We start from the raw sequence: 19,979 nt of genomic DNA, 5'->3' as shown, positions 1-19,979 counted from the left end.
GGTGGCATGGCGGAGGTCACACCAGCAGGACGAGCGTGACCGCCATGCCGAGGCCCATGGCCGCGTGGCAGAACAGGCCGGGGATGTCGGCGTCGTCCCGTACGGCCGCCTCCCGTGCGCGGGCGGGGGCGGACCTGGCCCGGTCGAAGGCCGTTGCCAGCCGGCGCAGGGCGAACGCGGCGAGCAGGACGGCCAGTACGGCAGCCGTCACGCGATCGCCCGCGCCGGTCAGGGTCATCGCCGAGGCACCGGAGGAGCCGGCCATGTCCATTCCGGGCATGGCCTGCATCGCGCCGCCTGCGCCGCCCGCGGCCGTTCCGGCGCCGTCCATGACGGCGGCCATCCAGACCATGGCCCCCGTCATCAGCACGTGCGGCAATGCGGTCGCGCACGCCCCGAGCCGGTGCGCGGAGTCGGCCCGCAGCGGAACGGAGCAGGCGAACCACAGCGCGCCCGCCCCGAACAGGACGATCTGCGGCGCCGCCGGCAGGTCCATGCCCCACGGCCAGACCATGGCGGCCATGACCAGGCCCATGGCGGCGTGCAGCGCGTGGTCCACCCGGTGGGTGCCGGTCCGGCCCGGAGCCGTGGCCGCTCCGATGCCGTGCAGCACGGACAGGGCGAAGACGAGGGTCAGCAGCCAGCGCAGTCCGCTCGCGGCGATCACGGCGCCACCGCGCCCCGGCGCCGGCGCACGGACCCGATGAGCAGGTCCGCGGCGAGGAAGGCCAGCAGGGGGAGGCCGAACAGCGGAACGTAGTAACCGACGACGGCGGCCAGGACCACGGCGGGGGCCAGTACCGCTCCGGGTATCCGGCGCCACCCGCCGCGTGCCGGTGCCCGTCCGAACGACAGGCCGCCCGAGCGGGTCGGCCGCCGCAGCCACCACATCCGGTAGCCCCACAGGATCATGGCGATCAGGCAGATCGCGAGCAGCGCCAGCGCGATCTGGTTGGGGAGGCCGAACAGCAGACCCATGTGGGCGTCGATGCCCCATCGGGTCAGCTTGGCCAGGACCGGGTAGTCGGCGAACCTCAGTTCCGCCGTCACCTTGCCGGTGCCGGGATCCACGGCCACCGAGTCCTGGCGCTCCGGCCAGCTGCGCGTGTTCTCCTTCACCACGTAGGCGGATCCGGCCTCGGCGGGCGGCGTGACGACGAGCGGCCCGCGCAGTCCATCGGCATGTGCGGCCGCCGTCACGGCGTCGATGCCCACGTCCTTCGTGCGGACGGCGGCGGAGGCACCGACGCGGTGTGCTGGGACGGCTGTCGAGATCGCGGGGGTGCCGCCGCCCAGAGCGTCCTGGATGCTGCCGATGCCGGGCCCGGCGTGGGCGGACCAGGTCATGCCCGTGGCGGACAGACCCAGCAGGCCGATCGAGGCCCACAGACCGACCGCACCGTGCCAGGACATGGTGCGCCGCCGGCCCCTGGCACCGCCGCGCGGCAGCAGGACGGAGCGCAGCCGCCGCCGGGTGCGGGGAGCGCCGAGCCACAGGGCGAGTCCGCCCAGCACCTCGACCCAGAGCCAACTGGCCGCCAGTTCGCTGTAGTTGCGGCCGAACTCGCCCAGGTGCAGGGTGCGGTGCAGACGGTCGAGCCAGGCCCGGACGGGCAGCCACTGGCCGTAGGTCCGCAGGGTGCCGAGCACCTGGTGGCCGTACGGGTCGACGAACGCGGTCAGGGTGGAGCCGTCGGGGAGTCCGGGCTTGCTGAAGACGACGCGGGTGCTGTCGCCGCGGCCGGGCGCCGGGGTGACGGACACCAGGGCGCCCTCGGGTACCGCCCGCCTGGCGGCGGCCACTTGACTGGCCAGCGAGTCGGCCTCGCCCCGCGGGGTGACCTTCAGTTCATGCCGGTAGAGCACCGATTCGAGCTGCGGAGTGGCCGTGTAGGCCAGGCCGGTCAGGGCCGCGACGAGGATGAAGGGGCCGATGAGTACGCCCGCGTAGAAGTGCAGCCGCAGCAGCAGCGGGCGCACACTGCTCCATGGTCCCGCAGTGGCCGTGGCCCCGCTCCCCGAGGTACCGGCGTGCGGCGTGGCGGTCGTCTCGGGGTGCGCACCGCCCGGCGGGGCGGCCGCCTTCCCCGGTCCGGCTGCGGCGCGGTGGCTTTCAGGCATGGCGAACGTGTCTCCTCGGCTGTTGCGGTGTCCGGTTTCCGGGGCCCGCAGGAGGAGTCGGGTGCTTGTCCGGCAAAGTTCCCGCGGTCGCGGCGTGACCGTCGCCACAGCGCCGGCCCGCGACAGCACGGTGAGAGCCGCCTGCCGCCGAGCGCGATCCACCCCATCAACAGGCAGTCGTGGCGGACGGGCCTTTGGTTCCCGGCCGTGGACCGACAGCGTGGGACGGCCCGTCACCCGGTGCGGGTGCCACCGGATGCGCGGCCGTCGCTGCTAGCTTCGCGCACCTGGTTCGAGATCGGCGCCCGGATCGCGGGCGGGTACGGAGGCAGCGTTGGCGAAGACGGGCGGATCACCGGACAAGGCGGCCGGCGCCCCGGTCCTGGGGCGTCGCAGCGTCCTGGCGTCGGCGGCCCTGGCGGCCGGGGCGCCGGCGGTGGCCGCTTGCGATCAGGGCGCCGCGCGGCCTGCACCGCGACGGCGTGCCGCACCGCGTCAGGGCGCCGCGGCCCGGCTGGTCGCCGTGCCCATGGAGAGCCGCGGCGTCGACTGGCTCAGATCGGCCCTTCAGGTAGCGGTGCGGATCGAGTTCGCCACCATCCCGCCGTACCTCTGCGGCTGGTGGTCCGTCAAAAACCGCAAGTGCGACGCCGCCCGGCTGATCCGGCGCGTCGTCTCCGACGAGATGTACCACCTCGGCATCGTCTGCAATCTGCTGACCGGCCTGGGCGGCAGGCCCCGCCTCAGGCAGTCCGCGCCCGTCTATCCGGGGCCGCTGCCGGGCGGGGTGCATCCGGGGGTCGACGTGTACCTGTCCGGCCTGACCAAGGCGCTCGTACGGGACGTGATGATGGCCATCGAGGCACCCGCGGCACCGCTCACCGACAGCGCGCGGGACCCCCTCAGCATCGGCCTCTTCTACGAGGAACTGCTGAAGGCGTTCCGGGCGGTGGCACCCGACCTCTCCGCCGACCGGCAGCTGCACGAGCGGATCGGCGACGACACCCTGAGACCGATCAGGACCGCCGCGGACATCGAGCGCTCGATCGAGATCATCAAGGACCAGGGGGAGGGCACCGCGGCGTCACCGGCCGACGGCACTCGGGACGGCCACATGGCGCACTACTACGCCTTCGCGGAGATCCACCACGGCCGGCAACTGCGCGATTCCGGCGGCACCTGGCAGTTCACCGGGGCGCCGGTCCCCTTCCCCGACACACGGCCCATGGGCAGGGTTCCGGCGGGCGGCTGGCCGCGGCCGCCCGCCGCTGCCCGGCGGCTCCTGGACGACTTCGACAGCACGTACGCCCACCTGCTGGAAGCGCTGGACACCGCGTGGGGCGAAGGCGACCGCCACAGTCTGCGGACCGCGGTGCGGCGCATGCGCCAACTGGAGGCCCCGGCCGTCGGACTCATGGAACTGCCGGTCACCGGCACCGAGTCGACCTACGGTCCGCAGTTCCGCCCGCACGGTTGACGACGGACGCGGGCATGCGGGCCGGAGCGCCGACGGGCCCGCGGGCCCCGCGTCGGCGGTGGAGCGCGCCCGCCGCTGCGGGCGGTGGCCGGCGTACCGTCCGTCGGCCGGTCCGCGACGGCGGGCGCGTGCCATCAGGCGTCGACCGGTGCGGCCTCGCGGACCGGTCGCCTGGCGCGGACCGGTCCCGGATCGCGGAGCGGCTCGGCCGCCTCCAGTGCTCCGGCGAGGCTCAGCCGGGCGCGGGCGACCCTGGAGCGGACCGTGCCGACCGGGCATCTGCTGGCGGCGGCGGCTTCGGCGTACGGCAGCCCGAGCAACTGGGTGAGGACGAACGCCTCACGCCGGTCGTCCGGCAGGGAGTCGACGAGGTCCATGAGGGCGACGCCCTCCTCGAAGCCGGGCAGGCCGAGCGGCTGACTGTGCTCGGCGGCGGTCTGCCAGTCGCCGGTGTCCGTCAGCCGGGGCCGGGTGGAGGCGTGCCGCAGGCTGTCCACCACCGCCCGGCGGGCGATGGCCAGCAGCCACGTCCGGGCCGAGGAGCGTCCCTCGAACCGGTGCAGGCTGCCCAGGGCGCGCAGGAACGTGTCCTGGGTGAGGTCGTCGGCCTTCTGCGGATCGCCGGCCAGGTGGGCCACGTAACGGCGCACATCACGCTGGAGCGCGCGGACGAACCGGTCGACCGCGTCGCCGTCGCCGCCCGCGGCAGCCAGGGCCCATGCGGTGACCGTCTCGTCGGTCACGGCGGGCAGGGCAGGGCTCATGGCCCGTGGTCCTTTCGCTGGACCCGTGCTGCGGAGCCGGCGAACGGGCGTGCCGGTGCCGTCGACGAGCGGGCACGGCGGTGCCGCCGACCGCGCACGGGTGGGAGAGATCCGCCCGTGACCTACACACGAGCGGGGAGCCCGCCGCGTGGAGGTCACGGGGCGGGGAGCCGGCTGTCAGACGACAGCGATCTCTCGGGGCGGACCTCGGGTGGTGAGAGTGTGGGCGAGCAGCAGGCGCCGCGGGCCTCGGGTGCGCCGCGGGCGGGGCCGCGGGCGGGGCGGGCGCGGGGAAGGCAGCAGGACGGCCAGGACGAGCCGCAGCGGCACGAAGGCCCGGTCCGCCACCGCCCGCAGCAGGCGGAACGCCGCCCGCTCACCCTGGGCGAGCCACAGCCCGCACAGCAGGGCGGCCATCAGGTGGGCGGCCAGCATCCCCCAGGAAGCCGTTCCGGTCATGCCCACCATGTGGTGCGTACCGGCCATGCCGCTCACGCCTGTCATGCCCGTCATGTCACCCATGCCGGCCATGGAGTGACCGGAGTGTCCCATCGCGGCCATGCCGGGCGCGGACGGCGGCTCCGTCATGCGCGTCAGTCCGGAGCGCACCGCCAAGTGGTAGGCGTGCGCGGCGGTTTCGGCGTCCGGATCGGCCCCGCACAGCAGGAACCGCGCCCACCACCTGGCGGTGGCGGCGTCATCCGGTACGGCCGCGCCCGGCTGCCGGGCGGCCTGAGCGAGCGTGAAGCACAGGTGCAGGCAGGCCTGCACGCCGACCGTCAGCGCGACCACGCCGGTCCGGCCGCGCTCGGCGCCACCGAGCGTCCAGCCGAGGGCCCCCACCGCCGTCGCCGAGGCGAGCAGGGCCCACCACGGCACCGGGGAGCCCGACATCAGCACGTGGCCGATGGCCGCGAGCACCACGCAGACGGCCGCGAACATCGCGGCCCGTACGACGCGGAACAGCCCACAGACAGACATGACGCCCCATCTTGGCATCCGGTGACCGGACCTCGACGAGCGGGATACGCACCACGCAGCATCCGTGCCCGACCCCGCTGGCGCAAGGCAACCCGCCGAGATCGCGGACGCGGCGGGGCACTTGGGCCGGGGCGTCGGCACGGTGCCGGTTCCGGAGGCGCGGTCGGCCCGGTGGTCCGGTGGTTCCCGCATCCCGCCCGCTGACGACTGTTCGGGGCCGGCCGTACGCGTCCGGGGTCAGCCGTGTGTCAGCCCTCGGTCAGCGCCTCCTGGCACTGTTGTTCCTGTGAGCGGGACGGGAAGCCGGACCGGTCACGGGGAGAGGTGCCCGGAGTGGTTTATCGGGGACCAGCGAGCACGGCTCACGGTCGGGCCCTCCGGGGCCCGCGCAGGTTCGAATCCTGCCCTCTCCGCCTGTCAGTCCGCTCAGTTGTGCGGTACGACCGCGACCGGGCACTCCGCGTGCTGGACGACGGCGTGGGCGACGTGTCCGAGGCGTTCGCCGAGCCTGTCGCCGCTGATCCGGCGGCCCACCACGACGAGTCCGGCCCCGTCCGTGGCCCGCACGAGTTCGTCGCCCGCCCGGCCCTCGGTGACGGTGGTGGCGACGGAGACGTCCGGGTACTTCTCGTGCCAGGGCCGCAGGAGCGCGACGACGGCGTGCTCGGCGGCGGCCGCGCCCTCGGGACCGGCACCGCCGTCCGGCTCGTGGACATGGCACACCCGCAGCTCGGTGTGGCGGCGCCGGGCGGCCTCGAAGGCGAACCCGATCGGCTCGTCGCACGGGCTGTCGGCGTCCAGGCCGAGCAGGACGGCGCGGTACGGGATGCTCGGGATCTCGTCCGGCGCGAGTCCGGGAGCGGTCGGCAGATGCTCGTCGGCGGCGCTGCGGCCGGCCCGCACCAGGACCACCGGGCAGGGAGCGCGGCCCGCGACCCGCAGCGAGACCGAGCCGACGAGGACACCGGCGGCCCGGCCGAGCCCGAGGGTGCCCACCACCAGCGTGTCCGCCCCGGCGGCCACGGACAGCAGCGCGGGCACGGGCGAGTCGGCGATCAGCCGTCCGGTCAGGGCCAGCGTCGGATGCGCCGCCCGCACGCTGTCGACCGCCTCCCGCAGCACGCGCTCCGCCCAGCCGCGTTCCGTGCTGTCCCGCGTCGCCAGCGGGGCGGGCCGTGTATGTGCGGCCCACGCGTGCGCCACGAGCAGCTCGGCGCCCCGGCGCACCGCCTCCTGCGCCGCCCAGTGGGCGGCGGCCACGCTCTGCGGGGACCCGTCGACTCCCACCGCGATATGACCAGCCATGACGTGTCCCTCCGGATCCGACCCGACGCTTCCCGCCGTCCACCGAGGCTCTCCCGTACGACAAGCGTGCCTCGTCGAGGTGACGCGCGCCCGTGGGCCGGACGGGTCGCCGCGGGGCCGGTGCCTCCGGAGAAGCAGCCCGGCAGCCGTCGCGGCGGTGCCGGCGGGGGCGGGGCCAGGACCGAAGGTCCCGTTAACGGGGGCGCCCGGCCCTCGGCCGGAGGTGAAGGAGGCGGCACGCTGGCGGTACCGGCTCGAAACGGACGGCGGGGACGCGTGTGACCGGGGCGTCGGGCGGCCCCGGTGAAGGTCGCGCGGGCCCGGTGAAGAGGAAGCCGACCGCACCGGCCGGCGAAGGGCCGCCCACCCCGGCAGGAGGAGAGCCGTGCTGCGCACCACGATCGGCGAGGTGATGACCGGCGATGTCGTCACCGCGTCGGAGACGACGTCGTCCACGGCCGTGGCCCGGCTGCTGGACCGGTACGGGATCGGCGGGCTGCCGGTGATCGACCACGACGACAGGGTGCTCGGCGTCGTCTCGGCCTCCGACCTGGTACGTGACCGGGCCGCCCGGCAGCCGCAGGGCCCCGACGAGCCGGTACGCGAGCCGTCGGCACGCGAGCTGATGTCGACGCCCGCCGTCACCGTCCATCCCGAGCAGCGGATCCCGGACGCGGCCCGGCTGATGGAGCGGCGCGGCGCGCGACGGCTGCCCGTGGTGGACGAGGAGGACCGGCTGATCGGCATCGTCACCCGCCGCGACCTGCTCCGGGTCTTTCTGCGCGAGGACGACGAGATCCGCCGTCAGGTGTCCGAGGAGATCGTGTCGGGCGAGCTGGGCCTGCCACCCCGGGCCGTCACCGTGTCCGTGCGGGACGGCATCGTCACCCTGGCGGGCGGCGCGGAACTGCGCGGTGCCCTCGCCCGCGCCGGTTTCGCCGCCTGGCGACTGGACGGGGTCGTCGGCGTGGTCAACCTGGTGCCGGCCGGGACGCCCGAGGGCGTGGCGCGACCGGGATGACGGGGGGTGCCGCCAGGCCCCGGCGGCGCACGTGACGCGGGCCGTCACCCCGCTTCGATACGACGCCCCGTGTACGCCGTGGACTCGATCCGCACCCACAGGTCGCGGTCGCCGCCGGCCCACGGGGTGCTGTAGGCCAGCTCGGTCAGCCGCTCCGCCTCGACGGGGTCGCTCACCAGGCGGGCGGTCCCCCGCACCAGCACGCTCCATCCCTCGCTCAGCGCGTCGTCCACCCGGTCCACCTCGAAGGCCACCTCACGGTCGAGTCCCCCCGTGATCACCGACTCCGCGCGGGTCCGGAACACGATCGCGCCGTCCACGACGCTGTAGTTCACCGGGAGGACGACGGGCGCGCCCTCGGTGCTGAGGGAGAACCTGCCGACGCCGTGTGTCGACAGCAGTTCCCTGCACTCCTGTTCGTCGAGTTCGCCCAGTCGGGGGTTGCGGGCGGCCTGCCCCAGTCCGGAGGGCAGCCCCGAGTATCCGCCGCCGAGTTCCTGCGGGCTGGTGCGCAGCGCCCCGGCGAGCCGCAGCAGGGTGCCGGAGTCGGGCGCGGCGGTGCTGTGCTGCTCCAGATGGGCGACGTACGCCTCGGCCATGCCGGCGCGTTCGGCCACCTCTTCCCGGCTGAGTCCGAGTTCCGCGCGGCGCCGTTGGAGCCGGCGCCCGAGGTCGCCCCGCGCGGGGAGGTCCTCCGGTTCCGGCGCGCGGTGGCCGGATGGGGGGCGTTCTGCCATGCTCGCTCACTCCTCGCCGGGATCTGGACCGCCGGTGTGCACGGTGTCCGCCCCTCGGGCAGCGTCCTGGCCTCGGATCGGCGTTTTCGCCCCGCGGGCAGCCGGGCCCCTGGCTCACACCACGTCTACCACCGGGGCACCCCGGCTACCACTCGGGTGCGCCAGAGCGTCCGGGGTCAGCCGTGTGTCAGCCCTCGGTCAGCGCCTCCTGGCACTGTTGTTCCTGTGAGCGGGACGGGAAGCCGGACCGGTCACGGGGAGAGGTGCCCGGAGTGGTTTATCGGGGACCAGCGAGCACGGCTCACGGTCGGGCCCTCCGGGGCCCGCGCAGGTTCGAATCCTGCCCTCTCCGCTGCGCCGGACGGCTGACTACACTGGACGGCGGCATCGCGTGCCGGTCACCGTCCGGGTGAGGCATGGAGGTGCCGGGAGTTGCCTCTGGAGGCATTCCTTGTCGGTCGAGTTGAACCACACCATCGTCCACGCGCGGGACAACCGCGAATCCGCCCGCTTCCTCACCGGGATCGTGGGCCTGGAGATCACCGGGGAGTGGGGCCCGTTCGTGGCCGTCGCCCTGGGCAACGGCGTCACACTGGACTTCGCCACCGTCCCCGAGGACGAGATCACCCCGCAGCACTACGCGTTCCTGGTCTCCGAGGAGGAGTTCGACGCCGCGTACGCCCGCATCACCGAACGGGGCATAGAGCACTACGCCGATCCGCACCGGAAGCACCCCGGCACCATCAACCACAACGATGGCGGCAAGGGCGTGTACTTCATGGACCCGGTCGGACACGCCATGGAACTGCTCACCGTCCCCTACGGCGGCTGGCCCGCCCCCTGAGCAAGCCGCCGTACCAGTCGAAGGCCGAGTCCTCGGGCGCACCACACCGGCGCGCCTGATCCCGGCGGCCTCGGTCGCGGTGACCGCGATCGCGGTGACCGCGGTCCTGGCGGGTCCGGTCCCGGCGGACCGGGGCGGCCGGGCTCACTCGCCGGGTGCCACCGTTCGGGCCGCGACGCGGGCCGCCTCCGCGATGAGGGCCTCGTCGACCGGGGCGTCCTTGTCGTTCTCGCCCTCCTTGGTCGTCAGGACGGCCAGCACCACGGGGGTGCGCCGGGTGGTCCAGGCGACGCCGAGGTCGTTGGCGCTCGCGTAGTCACCGGTCCCGGTCTTGTCGGCGACGGTCCAGCCCGCGGGCAGTCCGGCGCGGAACCGTGCGCCGCTGGTGGTGTTGCCCTTCAGCCAGCCGACGAATCGCTCGCGGTCGGGGGCGGCCAGGGCCCGGCCGAGGACAAGTCGCCCGATGCCGGTGGCGAGGGCCTCGGGGGTCGTGGTGTCGCGCGGGTCGCCGGGGATCGCCGTGTTCAGTTCGGGCTCCCACCGGTCGAGCCGGGTCACCTCGTCGCCGAGCGAGCGGAAGAACCGGGTGAGGCCGGCCGGGCCGTCCAGCTCCCGCAGCAGCAGATTGCCGGCCGCGTTGTCGCTGTACTGGATCGCCGCCGCGCACACGTCGGCCACGGTCATGCCGGTGGCCTGATGCTCCTGTGTGCGGGGCGAGTTGGGCAGGAGGTCGTGCGGCGGGTAGTGGATCACCTTGTCCATCGGCGCGCAGCGCGCCTCGTCGCGCAGCACGGCGGCCGCCGCGAACGCCTTGAACACCGAGCACATCGCGAACCGCTCCCCCGCCCGGTGGGCGAGCACTCGTCCGGTGCGCACATTGCGCGCGTACACGCCGAGCCGGGCGCCGTAGCGCTGCTCCAGATCGGCCAGCTCGCCGGGGGCCGGGGCGGCTGGGGCGGCGGCGGCCCGCCCGGTGGACGCCATGGCGGCGGCGGAGGTGAGCGCGATGCCTGCCTTCAGCAGGCCACGGCGCGCGAGCGGTCCCGAAGCGGTCATGGTGAAGTCCTCCCAGGTCATGCCCTGTCGGGCGGGGTGATCCGTGGGAACAGCGAAACAGCGGGGACGCGCTCATGTCCAAGAGTGAATTGTGCCGCTCCCATGCCTTATTGATATGACTGCTGGATGGATCTGCTGGCGCATCTGGAGGCGTACGTGGCGACCGCCGACGAGGAGAGCTTCTCCCGCGCGGCCGAACGTCTGGGTATCGCCCAGCCGTTGCTCAGCCGCCGGATCAAGACGCTGGAGGGCCACTTCGGCGGCTTGCTGTTCGACCGTTCCCGGCGACAGGTCGCCACCACCGAACTGGGCGTCCTGCTCCTCCCCTACGCCCGCGACGTCCTGGACCGCGCCGAGCGGCTACGGCAGGCCGCCCACGCGGCCCGGCAGGCGCGGGTGCGTGCCGTCGGCGTACCCGCGGACTGCGCCCCGGCCGCCCTGGCCCGCGCGCTGCACGCCGGCATCGAGCACGGGATCACCCTCGGCATGCGTGAACTACCGCCACTGGAACGGGAGTCGGGCGTCCGCGACGGCTCGCTCGCCTACGCGCTCCTGCGCGTCGTACCGGAACACGCCGCCCTCCGGGTGCCGTTGGGCCTGGCGTCGGCGCCGGCCGGCACGGGGGCGCGGGAGGCGCCACGCGCCCTCCACCTCGAACAGCTGCGGCCGCGTCGCCGCCGTACCGGCGGGCCGCCCGCTTCCCCGCCACTGCCCATCCTCATCCTCGCGGAGGACCAAGTCCCTTGCTTCGAGGACCGGTTCGCCCGAGCCGTCGCGCGCGCCGGGCTGCCCGAGGGCCTGATCGGGGCGGCCGGTCCGGCGGCCGACGCGCTCACCGAGACCCTGGCCGGGCGGGCCCTGCTGCTGTGCACCGAGTCCTACGCCCGCCGGTACGACGCCCGCTGGGCACCGCTGGGCGACACGGCTCTGCATCGCGGGTACGACGTGAGCGCGCCACCCGGCCCGCACGGCACGGCGGACGTGCCGGAGTGGCTGACGCGGCTGCTGGCCAAGGCGGTCGGGGCGGCAGAGGTGGCACGGCACGGCGACTCCGGTGGCTTCCGGGCCGCCGGTGACACCGCCTCGCGGCTGGCGGCCCGCGGATGAGCCCGGCGGAGGCCGGCGGCACCCGGAACCGGCCCGCCCGCGTCGGCGACCGGCCCGTCTGCGCCGGCGACGACGGTGCCCTGCTGGACGTCGCCGAGGCGATCGCGGCGGACTGGGCGGCGCTCGGTGTGCGCGGCTCCTTCCTCGCCCTGAACCTGGACACCGGTGCCCGGCTCGGCTTCGGCATCGAGGAGCCGGTGCCCCTCGCGTCCGTCGCGAAGGTTCCGCTCGCGCTGGTCGTGCTGGACCGGATCGCGGTGGGAGAGCTGGACGCGGCACTGCCGGTGACCCTCGACCCGGCCCGCAGCAGCGTCGGCTCCACCGGTCTCGCGGCGTTCCGGCACCCGGCCACCGTGGCCGTCGGCGATCTGCTGCTGATGGCGCTGTCGGTGAGCGACAACGCCGCCGCGGACGCGCTGTTCGACCTGGTGCCGGTGGCGGAGGTGGACGCGCGGCTGCGCGCGTGGGGGTGCGACGGCATCCGGATCCGGCACCGGATGAACCACATGTACGAGTGCGCGGCCGGTGCCGCCGGCGACGACTTCTCGCTCGCGCTGGAACTCGCCGTACGCGACGAGCGGGCCGGCCTGCCGACCCTGGGCACCCTGGACCCGGCGCACGCCAACACCGGCTCGGCCGCGGCGCTCGTCGGCCTGCTGCGGCGGGTGTGGTGCGACGAGATCGCCGTACCCGAGGCGACCGCCGGGCTACGGCGGCTGATGGGCTTCCAGGTCTTCACCCAGCGGCTGGCGTGCGAGCTGCGCACGGACACGCTGCGGTGGAGCGGGAAGACGGGCACGTTCCTGCATCTGCGGCACGAGATCGGCGTGGTGGAGGCGGAGTCGGGCGACCGGGTGGCCATGGCCGCGCTGACCCGCGCGGGACGGCGGGCCGCGCTCGCCGCCGACATCGAACTGGCGATGGGCACGGCAGCGCGCGACGCCTTCGAGGCGCTGCGCAGCTGAGGGCGCCGGCCGAGCCGCTGCGCCGCTGAAGGTGTCGGCCGGGGCGCTGCGCCGCTTGAGGGCGTCGGCGTGGCCGGGCCGTCGTGCCCGCCGCCGCGGGCGGGCACGGCGGTGTCCGGGCCGCCCCGGTCGGGGCGGCCCGGACACCCTGTCGGTGGATCAGACGAGGTCGAACCGGTCCAGGTTCATGACCTTGTCCCACGCGGCGACGAAGTCCCGCACGAACTTCTCCTTCGCGTCGTCGCTGGCGTAGACCTCGGCGAGGGCGCGCAGCTCGGAGTTGGAGCCGAAGACCAGGTCGGCACGGCTGCCGGCCCACTTCAGCTCGCCCGTTACGGCGTCGCGGCCCTCGAAGGTGGTCTGGTCCTCGGAGGTCGACTTCCAGGTCGTGCCCATGTCGAGCAGGTTGACGAAGAAGTCGTTGGTGAGGACGCCCGGCGTCTTGGTGAGGACGCCGAGCTGCTGGGACTGGGCGTGGTTGGCGCCGAGCACCCGCAGGCCGCCGATGAGGACGGTCATCTCGGGGGCGCTGAGGGTGAGCAGGTTGGCGCGGTCGAGCAGCAGGTACTCGGCCGGCAGCCGGTTGCCCTTGCCGAGGTAGTTGCGGAAGCCGTCCGCGGTCGGCTCCAGGGCCTCGAAGGACTCGGTGTCGGTCTGCTCCTCACTGGCGTCCACCCGGCCCGGTGTGAACGGCACCCGGACCTCGAAGCCGCCTTCCTTGGCCGCCTTCTCGACCGCGGCGACACCGCCGAGGACGATCAGGTCGGCCAGCGAGACCTTCTTGGCGCCGGAGGAGGCGTTGAAGTCCCGCTGGATGCCCTCCAGGGTGCGCAGCACCTGGGCCAGCTCGTCGGGCTGGTTGACCTCCCAGCCGCGCTGCGGGGCGAGGCGGATGCGGGCGCCGTTGGCGCCGCCGCGCTTGTCGCTGCCGCGGAAGGTGGACGCGGAGGCCCACGCGGTGGTGATCAGCTGGCCGACGCTGAGCCCGGAGTCGAGCAGCTTGGTCTTCAGGGCCGCGATGTCCGCGTCGCCGATCAGCTCGCCCTCGCGCTCCGGCAGCGGGTCCTGCCAGATCAGGGTCTCCTCGGGGACCTCGGGGCCGAGGTACAGCGACTTCGGGCCCATGTCGCGGTGGGTGAGCTTGTACCAGGCGCGGGCGAAGGCGTCGGCGAACTCCTGCGGGTTCTCGTGGAAGCGACGGGAGATCGGCTCGTAGATCGGGTCGAAGCGCAGGGAGAGGTCCGTGGTGAGCATCGTGGGCAGACGCTTCTTGGACGGGTCCTGCGGGTCGGGGATCGTGGGCTCGGCGTCCTTGGCGACCCACTGCTTGGCGCCGGCCGGGGATTCGGTCAGCTCCCACTCGTAGCCGAACAGGTTGTCGAAGAAGCCGTTGCTCCAGCGGGTCGGGGTGGAGGTCCAGGTGACCTCCAGGCCGGATCCGATGGCGTCCCTGCCCTTGCCGGTGCCGTAGGTGCTCCGCCAGCCCAGGCCCTGCTCCTCCAGACCGGCCGCCTCGGGGTCGAGGCCGACGTGGTCGGCGGGGCCGGCGCCGTGGGTCTTGCCGAAGGTGTGGCCGCCGGCGATCAGCGCGACGGTCTCCTCGTCGTTCATCGCCATGCGGCGGAACGTCTCGCGGATGTCGCGGGCCGCGGCCAGCGGGTCGGGGTTGCCGTTGGGGCCCTCCGGGTTGACGTAGATCAGACCCATCTGGACGGCGCCGAGCGGACTCTCCAGCTCGCGGTCGCCGGTGTAGCGGCGGTCGTCGAGCCAGGCGGTCTCGGGGCCCCAGTAGACGTCCTCCTCCGGCTCCCAGACGTCCGTGCGCCCGCCGCCGAAGCCGAAGGTCTCGAAGCCCATGGACTCCAGCGCCACATTGCCGGCGAGGACCATCAGGTCGCCCCAGGAGATCTTCTGACCGTACTTCTTCTTCACCGGCCACAGCAGGCGGCGGGCCTTGTCCAGGTTGACGTTGTCGGGCCAGCTGTTCAGCGGGGCGAAGCGCTGCTGGCCGTGGCCGGCGCCGCCGCGTCCGTCGCTGATCCGGTAGGTGCCGGCCGAGTGCCAGGCCATGCGGATGATCAGACCGCCGTAGTGGCCGAAGTCGGCGGGCCACCAGTCCTGGGAGGTGGTGAGCACCTCCTCGATGTCCCGTTTCACCGCCGGGAGGTCGAGGCTCTGGAAGGCGGCGGCATAGTCGAATTCCTCGCCCAGCGGGTTGGCCGCGGGCGGGTTCTTGGCGAGAATCTTCAGATTGAGCCGCTCCGGCCACCACTGGCGGTTGCCGCCGCCCTGGGTCGGGTGCAGGGCCCGGTCGTGAACGACGGGGCAGCCGCCGCTCCCCTCCTCCGACTTCGCGTCTGTGACGATCGCGTCGTGGTTGTCAGTCATGGCAATCCTTCCGAACTAAGCGGAACCAGGTGCTCAGGAACTGCGGCCGGTGGAACAGTCGGGGCACACGCCCCAGTAGACGACCTCGGCTTCGTCGATGGCGAAACCGCGGTCGTCGGCAGCGGTCAGGCAGGGCGCTCCGCCGACGGCGCAGTCGACGTCGACGACGGCCCCGCACGACCGGCATACGAGGTGGTGGTGATTGTCGCCGACGCGCCCCTCGAACCGGGCCGGATGGCCGGCCGGCTCGATGCGGCGCACGAGACCTGCCGCTGTGAGCGCGTGCAGTGCCTCGTAGACGGCTTGCAGGGATATATGGCCTACGCGGTCACGGACCCCGGAGGCGATCGCCTCGACACCGAGGTGGTCGCCGTCCCGGACCGTCTCCAGCAGCGCGACGCGAGCCGCCGTCACGCGCAGGCCGACACCGCGCAGCTCCTCCGCGGTGCTCGGAGTCGGGGAGGCGGTCATGGGGCCGAACCTACTCTCACAAACACGAGGGATTCAAGAAAACGAAGGATGCAATTCTGGTCGTCCGCCGGTGTACGGCGTTCACCTCCGCGTTCACAGCTGTGGGCTTTGCTCCGCGTGCGGGCCGCCCTCGGTCGGCGGCCGCGCGGGCACGCGCGGATCATGCGCCCCATCCCACTCTCCCCGGACGGGACGAGTCGAACCGTCCACCGATCGGGTGAGAGGGATTCAGCCGCTGCCGGCGCAACTGCCTCCCGGCGGCACCGGTCGGCGCGAAGCGACGGATGGGCGCCCCCGCCTCCTGCCGCACCGCCGGGGCGGCCGGGTGCGCGGCCGGGTGTGGACGGGTGCGCGGCCGGGTGTGGACGGGTGCACGGGCGGGGGTGGCCGGGTTGCGTGATGGAGGGTGGCCGGCCGACCCGCCCGCCGCTCATCTGAGGACGTTGACGGCGCGGGCCACCACGAGCCCGACGGTCACCAGGGACACCATCGACTGGAGCATCATCAGCATCTTGGACCACCTGGACAGGGGCATCACATCGGTCGGGCTGAAGGCGGTGGCGTTGGTGAAGGAGAGGTACAGGTAGTCGAGGAACTGCGGCTCCCAGTCCGGAGGCGCCATGTCGGGACTCTGCATCTGGACGAAGAGGAAGTCGGCGTACTGCCGCTGCCCGCGCACCCGCGCCATCGGGCCGCCGCGGTCCGACTCCCAGTACCAGAGGGCGAAGACGATGACGTTGGTGAACCAGATGACGCCGCCGGCCCGCAGCAGCGACACCGCGTCCTGGCCGCCGATGCCATTGACCAGGTCCCACACGAGCCGGCCCGCCGACCAGCCGTTGGCCAGGCTGATGACGCCGATCAGGAGCAGCCCCAGCCCCCGCCACCATGTCGCGCTCGGCTCCACCCGCCGGGGGTTGGCCGCCACGAGGGCGGCCAGCAGGACCAGTTCCAGCACCGGCAGAACCCAGACCGGACGCAGCAGCACGAGCCGGTGCGGCAGGACCAGTTGCAGGGCGACCGCCGCCAGCATGACGGTGGTCACGGCCCAGCGCGTCTCGCCCCGCGTCGCCCGCCGCCACGCCGGCTGAAGTTCACGTTCGCCGCTCTGCAGCAGCCGTTCGATCCTGGCCAGTCGGCCCTCGGCGTCGCCCTTGTCCTCGCTCATGACGGACATTGTCGCGGGCGCGCGGGGCGGGTGACGGCCGGGTCGGCGCGACGCGCGCGGTTACGGCGGGTGCGCCGGCGCACCCGTGGCGGGGTACGGCGGTCACGCCGCCCTCGTCAGACGGGTCGCTCGTCGTGCCGCATCCGTTCGCCCGGCGCGGTCCGGCCCGGAACCGAGCCGACCGGGAGCACGGTGCGCCCGTGCTTCTCGTTGATGACGCCGGCCGCCGACGCGTACCAGGCGGCGAGTCCCGTGAGGATGCCGAACCAGCCGCCCACCTCGGTCATGACGTGCCCGGCCCCGCCCTGGAACGATCCGATGGCCAGGAACAGGAAGGTCAGGGTCAGCAGCACGAACACCGCGAGCACGGGAAGGCTGACGCGCAGGGCGCCCACGGTCATGTAGGCGGTGAAGATCGCCCATCCGAGCAGGAACAGGCCCAGCGCGTTGTGCGCGTCACCGGCGAGCGCCACACGCGGCGCGATCCACCAGTAGGACAGCCAGAACGCGGCGAAGGAGACGAACGCCGTCGCCCCGAAGGTGTTGCCCCGGCGGAACTCCATGAGGCCCGCGGCGAACTGCGCGAGGCCGCCGTAGAAGAGGGCGAGGCCCAGGACCGGCAGGATGCCGGCGGTCTCCTTCAGCAGATTGGTGTTGAGGATCGACAGCAGCAGAGTCGTCAGGGCGAAGCCGGCCAGGCCCAGGGGGGCGGGGTCGGCCCAGGCCGACGCACGCGGGGCCGCCTCGGTCGCCGCCGCGCGGGGCGGGACCGCACCGGGCGGTTGCTCCGGGTGCGGGCTCCTCATGTCCTCGTTCATAACCGGCATCCCTTCGACCAATGGTCAGCAGGGCCAAAGGCCCTTGCTCGCCGAGCCCGCAAACATGCTGGTCGCGCCCCCGAGGCGGGCTGTGACACTCGCGTGCCACGTAGATACACCTGTACAGAATGTACCCATTTAGACCGCTTCATAGCATTCGCGCCTCGTATGGTTCCTCCGCCGACCGGTTCCTCCGCCGACGACGCTCCGCGGGGCGAGGCGAGGTCGCAGCCGCCGCCGCGCGGGCGGACCGGCGTCATGGACTTCCGTCATGCGTTCTTTCGCCGCGCCGCCCCCGGACCTAGGGTGAACCGTCATGTGCCCCCGCCGAGAAGGGAACTGATGGTGCGGAGGATTCCCGGCTTACGCCACCTCGCCGTCTGCACGGCCGCACTGCTGCTGGTGGGCGGCCCCGCCGGGGCGGCGGCAACCGCGTCGGCATCTCCGGTGACCCCAACGGCTTCGGCGGCTTCGGCGGAGGGTACGGTGACCGGCCCGAACCCGACCGCCGCCCGGCTCGACGCCTACTGGACGGCGGCCCGTATGACGGCCGCTCTGCCCGCCGACACCGGGAAGAGTTCCGGGGCCGACCCGGCCCTCTCCCCCGCGGTGGACGGACCCTGGCCGGGCGAGTACATTCCGCCCAGCCGGAGCTTCGACGGCATCCCGCAGGCCGGCACCTTCTTCTGGACCGACGCCCACGGCACCGGCCGTACCTGCAGCGGCTCCGTCGTCCGCAGCCCCGGCCACGACCTGGTCCTCAGCGCGGGCCACTGCCTGAAGGGCTATTCCGGCACCGCACCGCAGCGCCACCTGGCCTTCGTCCCCCAGTACCACGACGGGGTCAAGCCCTACGGGGTCTTCCCGGTCGGGGCGAACGGCGTCTACGTGCCGCAGCAGTACTACGACCTGGGCGAACACGCGGGTGCCGCCTACGATTTCGCCTTCGCGGTGACGGAACCCGACCAGGACGGGACGCGCTTGCAGGACGCTGTCGGCGGGGTACAGCTGCTCACGGGGACGGGGTACTACCACGCACCGGTCCGGATGATCGGCTACCCGGCGGGAGCGGACAAGCCGCTGGAGTGCTGGAGCTGGACCACGAGGTGGGCCAGTGACGACCCGGACGATCCCGGAACGTTCCCGCGGATCGCCTGCGACGCCTTCGTCGGCGGCACGAGCGGTGGCCCCATGCTCGTACCGTGGTTCGGCGGGTGGGCGGTCGTCGGTGTGATCGGCGGGTACCACACGGGCGGCAACACCCCGCAGGTCTCGTACAGCGCGTACTTCGGGTCCGCGACCCGCGCGTTGTACGACGCCGCCGTCACCGGGGCCCCGCCTGCGGGACCGGGCGGCGCGCGGGGGTGACGCGGGGGTGCCGGTGTCCGGCGTCCCCTACGGATACCCCGAGCCGAAAGACCGGGGTTCGTCCCTGATGTGCGGCCGGTGACGGGCTGTCACTCTCGGATCATGACCGATGAACAGCCGCGCATCCGCCTCGGGGCCAGGGGGCTGCGGACGCTCCTCGCCTGCGCGGTCGCCGCACTGTGTACCCTCGTGGCGGCCCTGCCGGCCGCCGCCACACCCGCCGACTCCGCCTCCGACCCCAACTCCCCTCCGCCACCCACGCATCGCCTCACGCTGCCCTTCCCGACAGGACCGCATCCCGTCGGGGAGACGACATTGCACCTGGTGGACCGCACACGCCCCGATCCCTGGCAATCAGGCGCCATACACCGCGAGTTGATGGTCAGCCTGTTCTACCCGGCGACGCGCACGGCCGACGGGCCGCCGGCCCCGTACATGCTGCCCGCCGCGGCCGCCCACTTCGACCAGGTCACCGCCGACGACTATCTCCAGCTCGGCACCCCGAAGGGCCGGGCCGACTGGGCCGGCACGGTCACCCACGTGATGCGCGACGTTCCCGCCGCCCCCGGACGGAGCGGGCGGCTTCCCGTGGTGCTCTACTCCCCCGGACTCGGCGAACCCCGCACCTGGGACACCGTATTGGCAGCCGACCTGGCGAGCCGTGGCTACGCCGTGGTGACCGTCGACCACACCTACGAATCACCCGAGGTCCAGTTCCCGGACGGCTCGCTCGCCACGATGGTGCCGCCCGGCGACCCCGACGCCTTCATCCGCAAGGCGCTGGCGGTCCGGGTCGCCGACACCGGCTTCGTCCTGGACCGGCTCCGGCTGCTCGACGGCGGACACACCCCCGACGCAGACGGGAAACGCCCGCCGAAGGGGCTGGCCGGTGCGTTGGACCTGTCGAGGGTGGGCATGTTCGGCCACTCGATGGGCGGGACCGCCGCCGCGCTGGCGATGGACGCCGACCACAGGATCACCGCCGGCCTCGACATGGACGGCAACCTGACCTACCTGGACGGTTCGCTGATGCCGGTGGCCCGGCATGGTCTCGACCGGCCGTTCCTGCTGCTCGGCAAGGACGGCGAGACGGACACCGGACCCGGCTGGCAGGCGTTCCGCGCCCACACCTCGGGCTGGACGCGTCAACTCACCCTGCGCGGCTCGGAACACGCCTCGTTCACCGACGCGGAGGCGCTTCTGCCCCGACTGGGCCTGCCGGCGTCCGTCCTGACCGGTGACCTCGGCACGATCGCTCCGGCCACCGCGATCCGTACGACCGAGGCGTACGTGGCGGCGTACTTCGACCACTGGTTGCGCGGCCACGACGGACGGCTGCTGGACAGACCGTCACCGAGATATCCGGCCATGGAGTTCGTGCGCTGACG

General features: G+C 73.5%; 18 protein-coding genes and 2 pseudogenes. 9 read left to right on the top strand and 11 right to left on the bottom strand.

Features of this window, described 5'->3' with window-relative positions; translation table 11 throughout:
* Positions 1 to 16: 16 nt before the first annotated feature.
* The gene (locus tag ACZ7EC_RS12710; RefSeq protein WP_471061660.1) at positions 17 to 667 is read right to left on the bottom strand and encodes a DUF5134 domain-containing protein; all 651 of its coding nucleotides are present in this window, start codon (positions 665 to 667) and stop codon (positions 17 to 19) included.
* Positions 664 to 2,121, bottom strand: coding sequence for a PepSY-associated TM helix domain-containing protein (locus tag ACZ7EC_RS12705; RefSeq protein ID WP_471061658.1), 1,458 nt, complete (start codon positions 2,119 to 2,121; stop codon positions 664 to 666). The genes ACZ7EC_RS12710 and ACZ7EC_RS12705 overlap by 4 nt, the downstream gene beginning before the upstream one ends.
* 334 nt (positions 2,122 to 2,455) lie before the next feature.
* On the opposite strand from ACZ7EC_RS12705, the gene ACZ7EC_RS12700 reads away from it, so the two are divergent.
* Positions 2,456 to 3,598: a ferritin-like domain-containing protein gene (locus ACZ7EC_RS12700; RefSeq protein ID WP_471061656.1), complete on the top strand. Its 1,143-nt coding sequence runs from the start codon at positions 2,456 to 2,458 to the stop codon at positions 3,596 to 3,598.
* 134 nt (positions 3,599 to 3,732) lie between these two features.
* Here ACZ7EC_RS12700 and ACZ7EC_RS12695 read toward each other — a convergent pair whose 3' ends face one another.
* Positions 3,733 to 4,362 carry a sigma-70 family RNA polymerase sigma factor gene (locus tag ACZ7EC_RS12695; RefSeq protein WP_471061653.1) on the bottom strand — a complete coding sequence of 210 codons (630 nt, stop codon included), beginning with the start codon at positions 4,360 to 4,362 and terminating at the stop codon, positions 3,733 to 3,735.
* Positions 4,363 to 4,539: 177 nt separating this feature from the next.
* Positions 4,540 to 5,343, bottom strand: a complete 804-nt coding sequence (locus ACZ7EC_RS12690) for a hypothetical protein (protein ID WP_471061650.1) — start codon at positions 5,341 to 5,343, stop codon at positions 4,540 to 4,542.
* A gap of 318 nt (positions 5,344 to 5,661) precedes the next feature.
* Between ACZ7EC_RS12690 and ACZ7EC_RS12685 the strand changes: the two are divergent.
* Positions 5,662 to 5,756: pseudogene (locus ACZ7EC_RS12685) on the top strand.
* A 13-nt stretch (positions 5,757 to 5,769) separates the two neighbouring features.
* Here ACZ7EC_RS12685 and ACZ7EC_RS12680 read toward each other — a convergent pair.
* The gene (locus tag ACZ7EC_RS12680) at positions 5,770 to 6,648 is read right to left on the bottom strand and encodes a universal stress protein (protein WP_471061648.1); all 879 of its coding nucleotides are present in this window, start codon (positions 6,646 to 6,648) and stop codon (positions 5,770 to 5,772) included.
* 385 nt (positions 6,649 to 7,033) lie between these two features.
* Between ACZ7EC_RS12680 and ACZ7EC_RS12675 the strand changes: the two genes are divergently transcribed.
* Positions 7,034 to 7,669, top strand: a complete 636-nt coding sequence (locus ACZ7EC_RS12675; RefSeq protein WP_471061644.1) for a CBS domain-containing protein — start codon at positions 7,034 to 7,036, stop codon at positions 7,667 to 7,669.
* A 44-nt stretch (positions 7,670 to 7,713) separates the two neighbouring features.
* Here the strand turns inward: ACZ7EC_RS12675 and ACZ7EC_RS12670 are convergent, their stop codons facing one another.
* Positions 7,714 to 8,406, bottom strand: coding sequence for a helix-turn-helix domain-containing protein (locus ACZ7EC_RS12670; protein ID WP_471061642.1), 693 nt, complete (start codon positions 8,404 to 8,406; stop codon positions 7,714 to 7,716).
* A 257-nt stretch (positions 8,407 to 8,663) separates the two neighbouring features.
* Between ACZ7EC_RS12670 and ACZ7EC_RS12665 the strand changes: the two are divergent.
* Positions 8,664 to 8,758 (top strand): annotated as a pseudogene (locus ACZ7EC_RS12665).
* A 99-nt stretch (positions 8,759 to 8,857) separates the two neighbouring features.
* A complete protein-coding gene (locus ACZ7EC_RS12660; protein WP_471061639.1) occupies positions 8,858 to 9,250 on the top strand; it encodes a VOC family protein in 393 nt (130 codons plus the stop codon).
* 144 nt (positions 9,251 to 9,394) lie between these two features.
* Here the strand turns inward: ACZ7EC_RS12660 and bla are convergent, their stop codons facing one another.
* Positions 9,395 to 10,306 carry a class A beta-lactamase gene (gene bla, locus ACZ7EC_RS12655; RefSeq protein WP_471061637.1) on the bottom strand — a complete coding sequence of 304 codons (912 nt, stop codon included), beginning with the start codon at positions 10,304 to 10,306 and terminating at the stop codon, positions 9,395 to 9,397.
* A 126-nt stretch (positions 10,307 to 10,432) separates the two neighbouring features.
* On the opposite strand from bla, the gene ACZ7EC_RS12650 reads away from it, so the two are divergent.
* Positions 10,433 to 11,413 carry a LysR family transcriptional regulator gene (locus ACZ7EC_RS12650; protein WP_471061634.1) on the top strand — a complete coding sequence of 327 codons (981 nt, stop codon included), beginning with the start codon at positions 10,433 to 10,435 and terminating at the stop codon, positions 11,411 to 11,413.
* The gene (locus ACZ7EC_RS12645; protein ID WP_471061631.1) at positions 11,410 to 12,378 is read left to right on the top strand and encodes a serine hydrolase; all 969 of its coding nucleotides are present in this window, start codon (positions 11,410 to 11,412) and stop codon (positions 12,376 to 12,378) included. The genes ACZ7EC_RS12650 and ACZ7EC_RS12645 overlap by 4 nt, the downstream gene beginning before the upstream one ends.
* Before the next feature lie 159 nt (positions 12,379 to 12,537).
* On the opposite strand, the gene katG is transcribed toward ACZ7EC_RS12645, so the two are convergent.
* From katG to ACZ7EC_RS12625, 4 genes are all read right to left on the bottom strand, one after another.
* On the bottom strand, positions 12,538 to 14,766 hold the full coding sequence (gene katG, locus ACZ7EC_RS12640; RefSeq protein WP_471061628.1) for a catalase/peroxidase HPI: 2,229 nt from the start codon (positions 14,764 to 14,766) through the stop codon (positions 12,538 to 12,540).
* 33 nt (positions 14,767 to 14,799) lie between these two features.
* Positions 14,800 to 15,237 carry a Fur family transcriptional regulator gene (locus tag ACZ7EC_RS12635; RefSeq protein ID WP_471061626.1) on the bottom strand — a complete coding sequence of 146 codons (438 nt, stop codon included), beginning with the start codon at positions 15,235 to 15,237 and terminating at the stop codon, positions 14,800 to 14,802.
* 430 nt (positions 15,238 to 15,667) lie between these two features.
* Positions 15,668 to 16,405, bottom strand: a complete 738-nt coding sequence (locus ACZ7EC_RS12630; protein WP_471061623.1) for a hypothetical protein — start codon at positions 16,403 to 16,405, stop codon at positions 15,668 to 15,670.
* A gap of 116 nt (positions 16,406 to 16,521) precedes the next feature.
* Positions 16,522 to 17,223 (bottom strand): acetate uptake transporter, encoded by a 702-nt coding sequence (locus tag ACZ7EC_RS12625; protein WP_471061620.1) that lies wholly within the window; start codon positions 17,221 to 17,223, stop codon positions 16,522 to 16,524.
* A gap of 486 nt (positions 17,224 to 17,709) precedes the next feature.
* Here ACZ7EC_RS12625 and ACZ7EC_RS12620 point away from each other — a divergent pair, with 486 nt between their 5' ends.
* Together ACZ7EC_RS12620 and ACZ7EC_RS12615 are read left to right on the top strand one after the other, a co-directional pair.
* A complete protein-coding gene (locus ACZ7EC_RS12620) occupies positions 17,710 to 18,591 on the top strand; it encodes a trypsin-like serine peptidase (protein WP_471061617.1) in 882 nt (293 codons plus the stop codon).
* A gap of 102 nt (positions 18,592 to 18,693) precedes the next feature.
* Entirely contained in the window at positions 18,694 to 19,977 is a 1,284-nt protein-coding gene (locus ACZ7EC_RS12615; protein WP_471061615.1) for an alpha/beta hydrolase family protein, read from the top strand.
* Positions 19,978 to 19,979: the final 2 nt, after the last annotated feature.

The sequence above is a fragment of the Streptomyces sp. NPDC037203 genome, assembly GCF_055605065.1.
Note: the sequence above shows the minus strand (reverse complement) of the source record. Positions and strands in the feature narration are given on the sequence as shown.

Excerpts from the sequence above, each read along its gene's own strand:
- ACZ7EC_RS12705 (WP_471061658.1), bottom strand. The coding sequence starts at position 2,121 with ATGCCTGAAAGCCACCGCGCCGCAGCCGGACCGGGGAAGGCGGCCGCC.
- ACZ7EC_RS12695 (WP_471061653.1), bottom strand. The coding sequence starts at position 4,362 with ATGAGCCCTGCCCTGCCCGCCGTGACCGACGAGACGGTCACCGCATGG.
- ACZ7EC_RS12690 (WP_471061650.1), bottom strand. The coding sequence starts at position 5,343 with ATGTCTGTCTGTGGGCTGTTCCGCGTCGTACGGGCCGCGATGTTCGCG.
- ACZ7EC_RS12680 (WP_471061648.1), bottom strand. The coding sequence starts at position 6,648 with ATGGCTGGTCATATCGCGGTGGGAGTCGACGGGTCCCCGCAGAGCGTG.
- ACZ7EC_RS12670 (WP_471061642.1), bottom strand. The coding sequence starts at position 8,406 with ATGGCAGAACGCCCCCCATCCGGCCACCGCGCGCCGGAACCGGAGGAC.
- bla (WP_471061637.1), bottom strand. The coding sequence starts at position 10,306 with ATGACCGCTTCGGGACCGCTCGCGCGCCGTGGCCTGCTGAAGGCAGGC.
- ACZ7EC_RS12650 (WP_471061634.1), top strand. The coding sequence starts at position 10,433 with ATGGATCTGCTGGCGCATCTGGAGGCGTACGTGGCGACCGCCGACGAG.
- ACZ7EC_RS12645 (WP_471061631.1), top strand. The coding sequence starts at position 11,410 with ATGAGCCCGGCGGAGGCCGGCGGCACCCGGAACCGGCCCGCCCGCGTC.
- katG (WP_471061628.1), bottom strand. The coding sequence starts at position 14,766 with ATGACTGACAACCACGACGCGATCGTCACAGACGCGAAGTCGGAGGAG.
- ACZ7EC_RS12635 (WP_471061626.1), bottom strand. The coding sequence starts at position 15,237 with ATGACCGCCTCCCCGACTCCGAGCACCGCGGAGGAGCTGCGCGGTGTC.
- ACZ7EC_RS12630 (WP_471061623.1), bottom strand. The coding sequence starts at position 16,405 with ATGAGCGAGGACAAGGGCGACGCCGAGGGCCGACTGGCCAGGATCGAA.
- ACZ7EC_RS12625 (WP_471061620.1), bottom strand. The coding sequence starts at position 17,223 with ATGAACGAGGACATGAGGAGCCCGCACCCGGAGCAACCGCCCGGTGCG.
- ACZ7EC_RS12615 (WP_471061615.1), top strand. The coding sequence starts at position 18,694 with ATGACCGATGAACAGCCGCGCATCCGCCTCGGGGCCAGGGGGCTGCGG.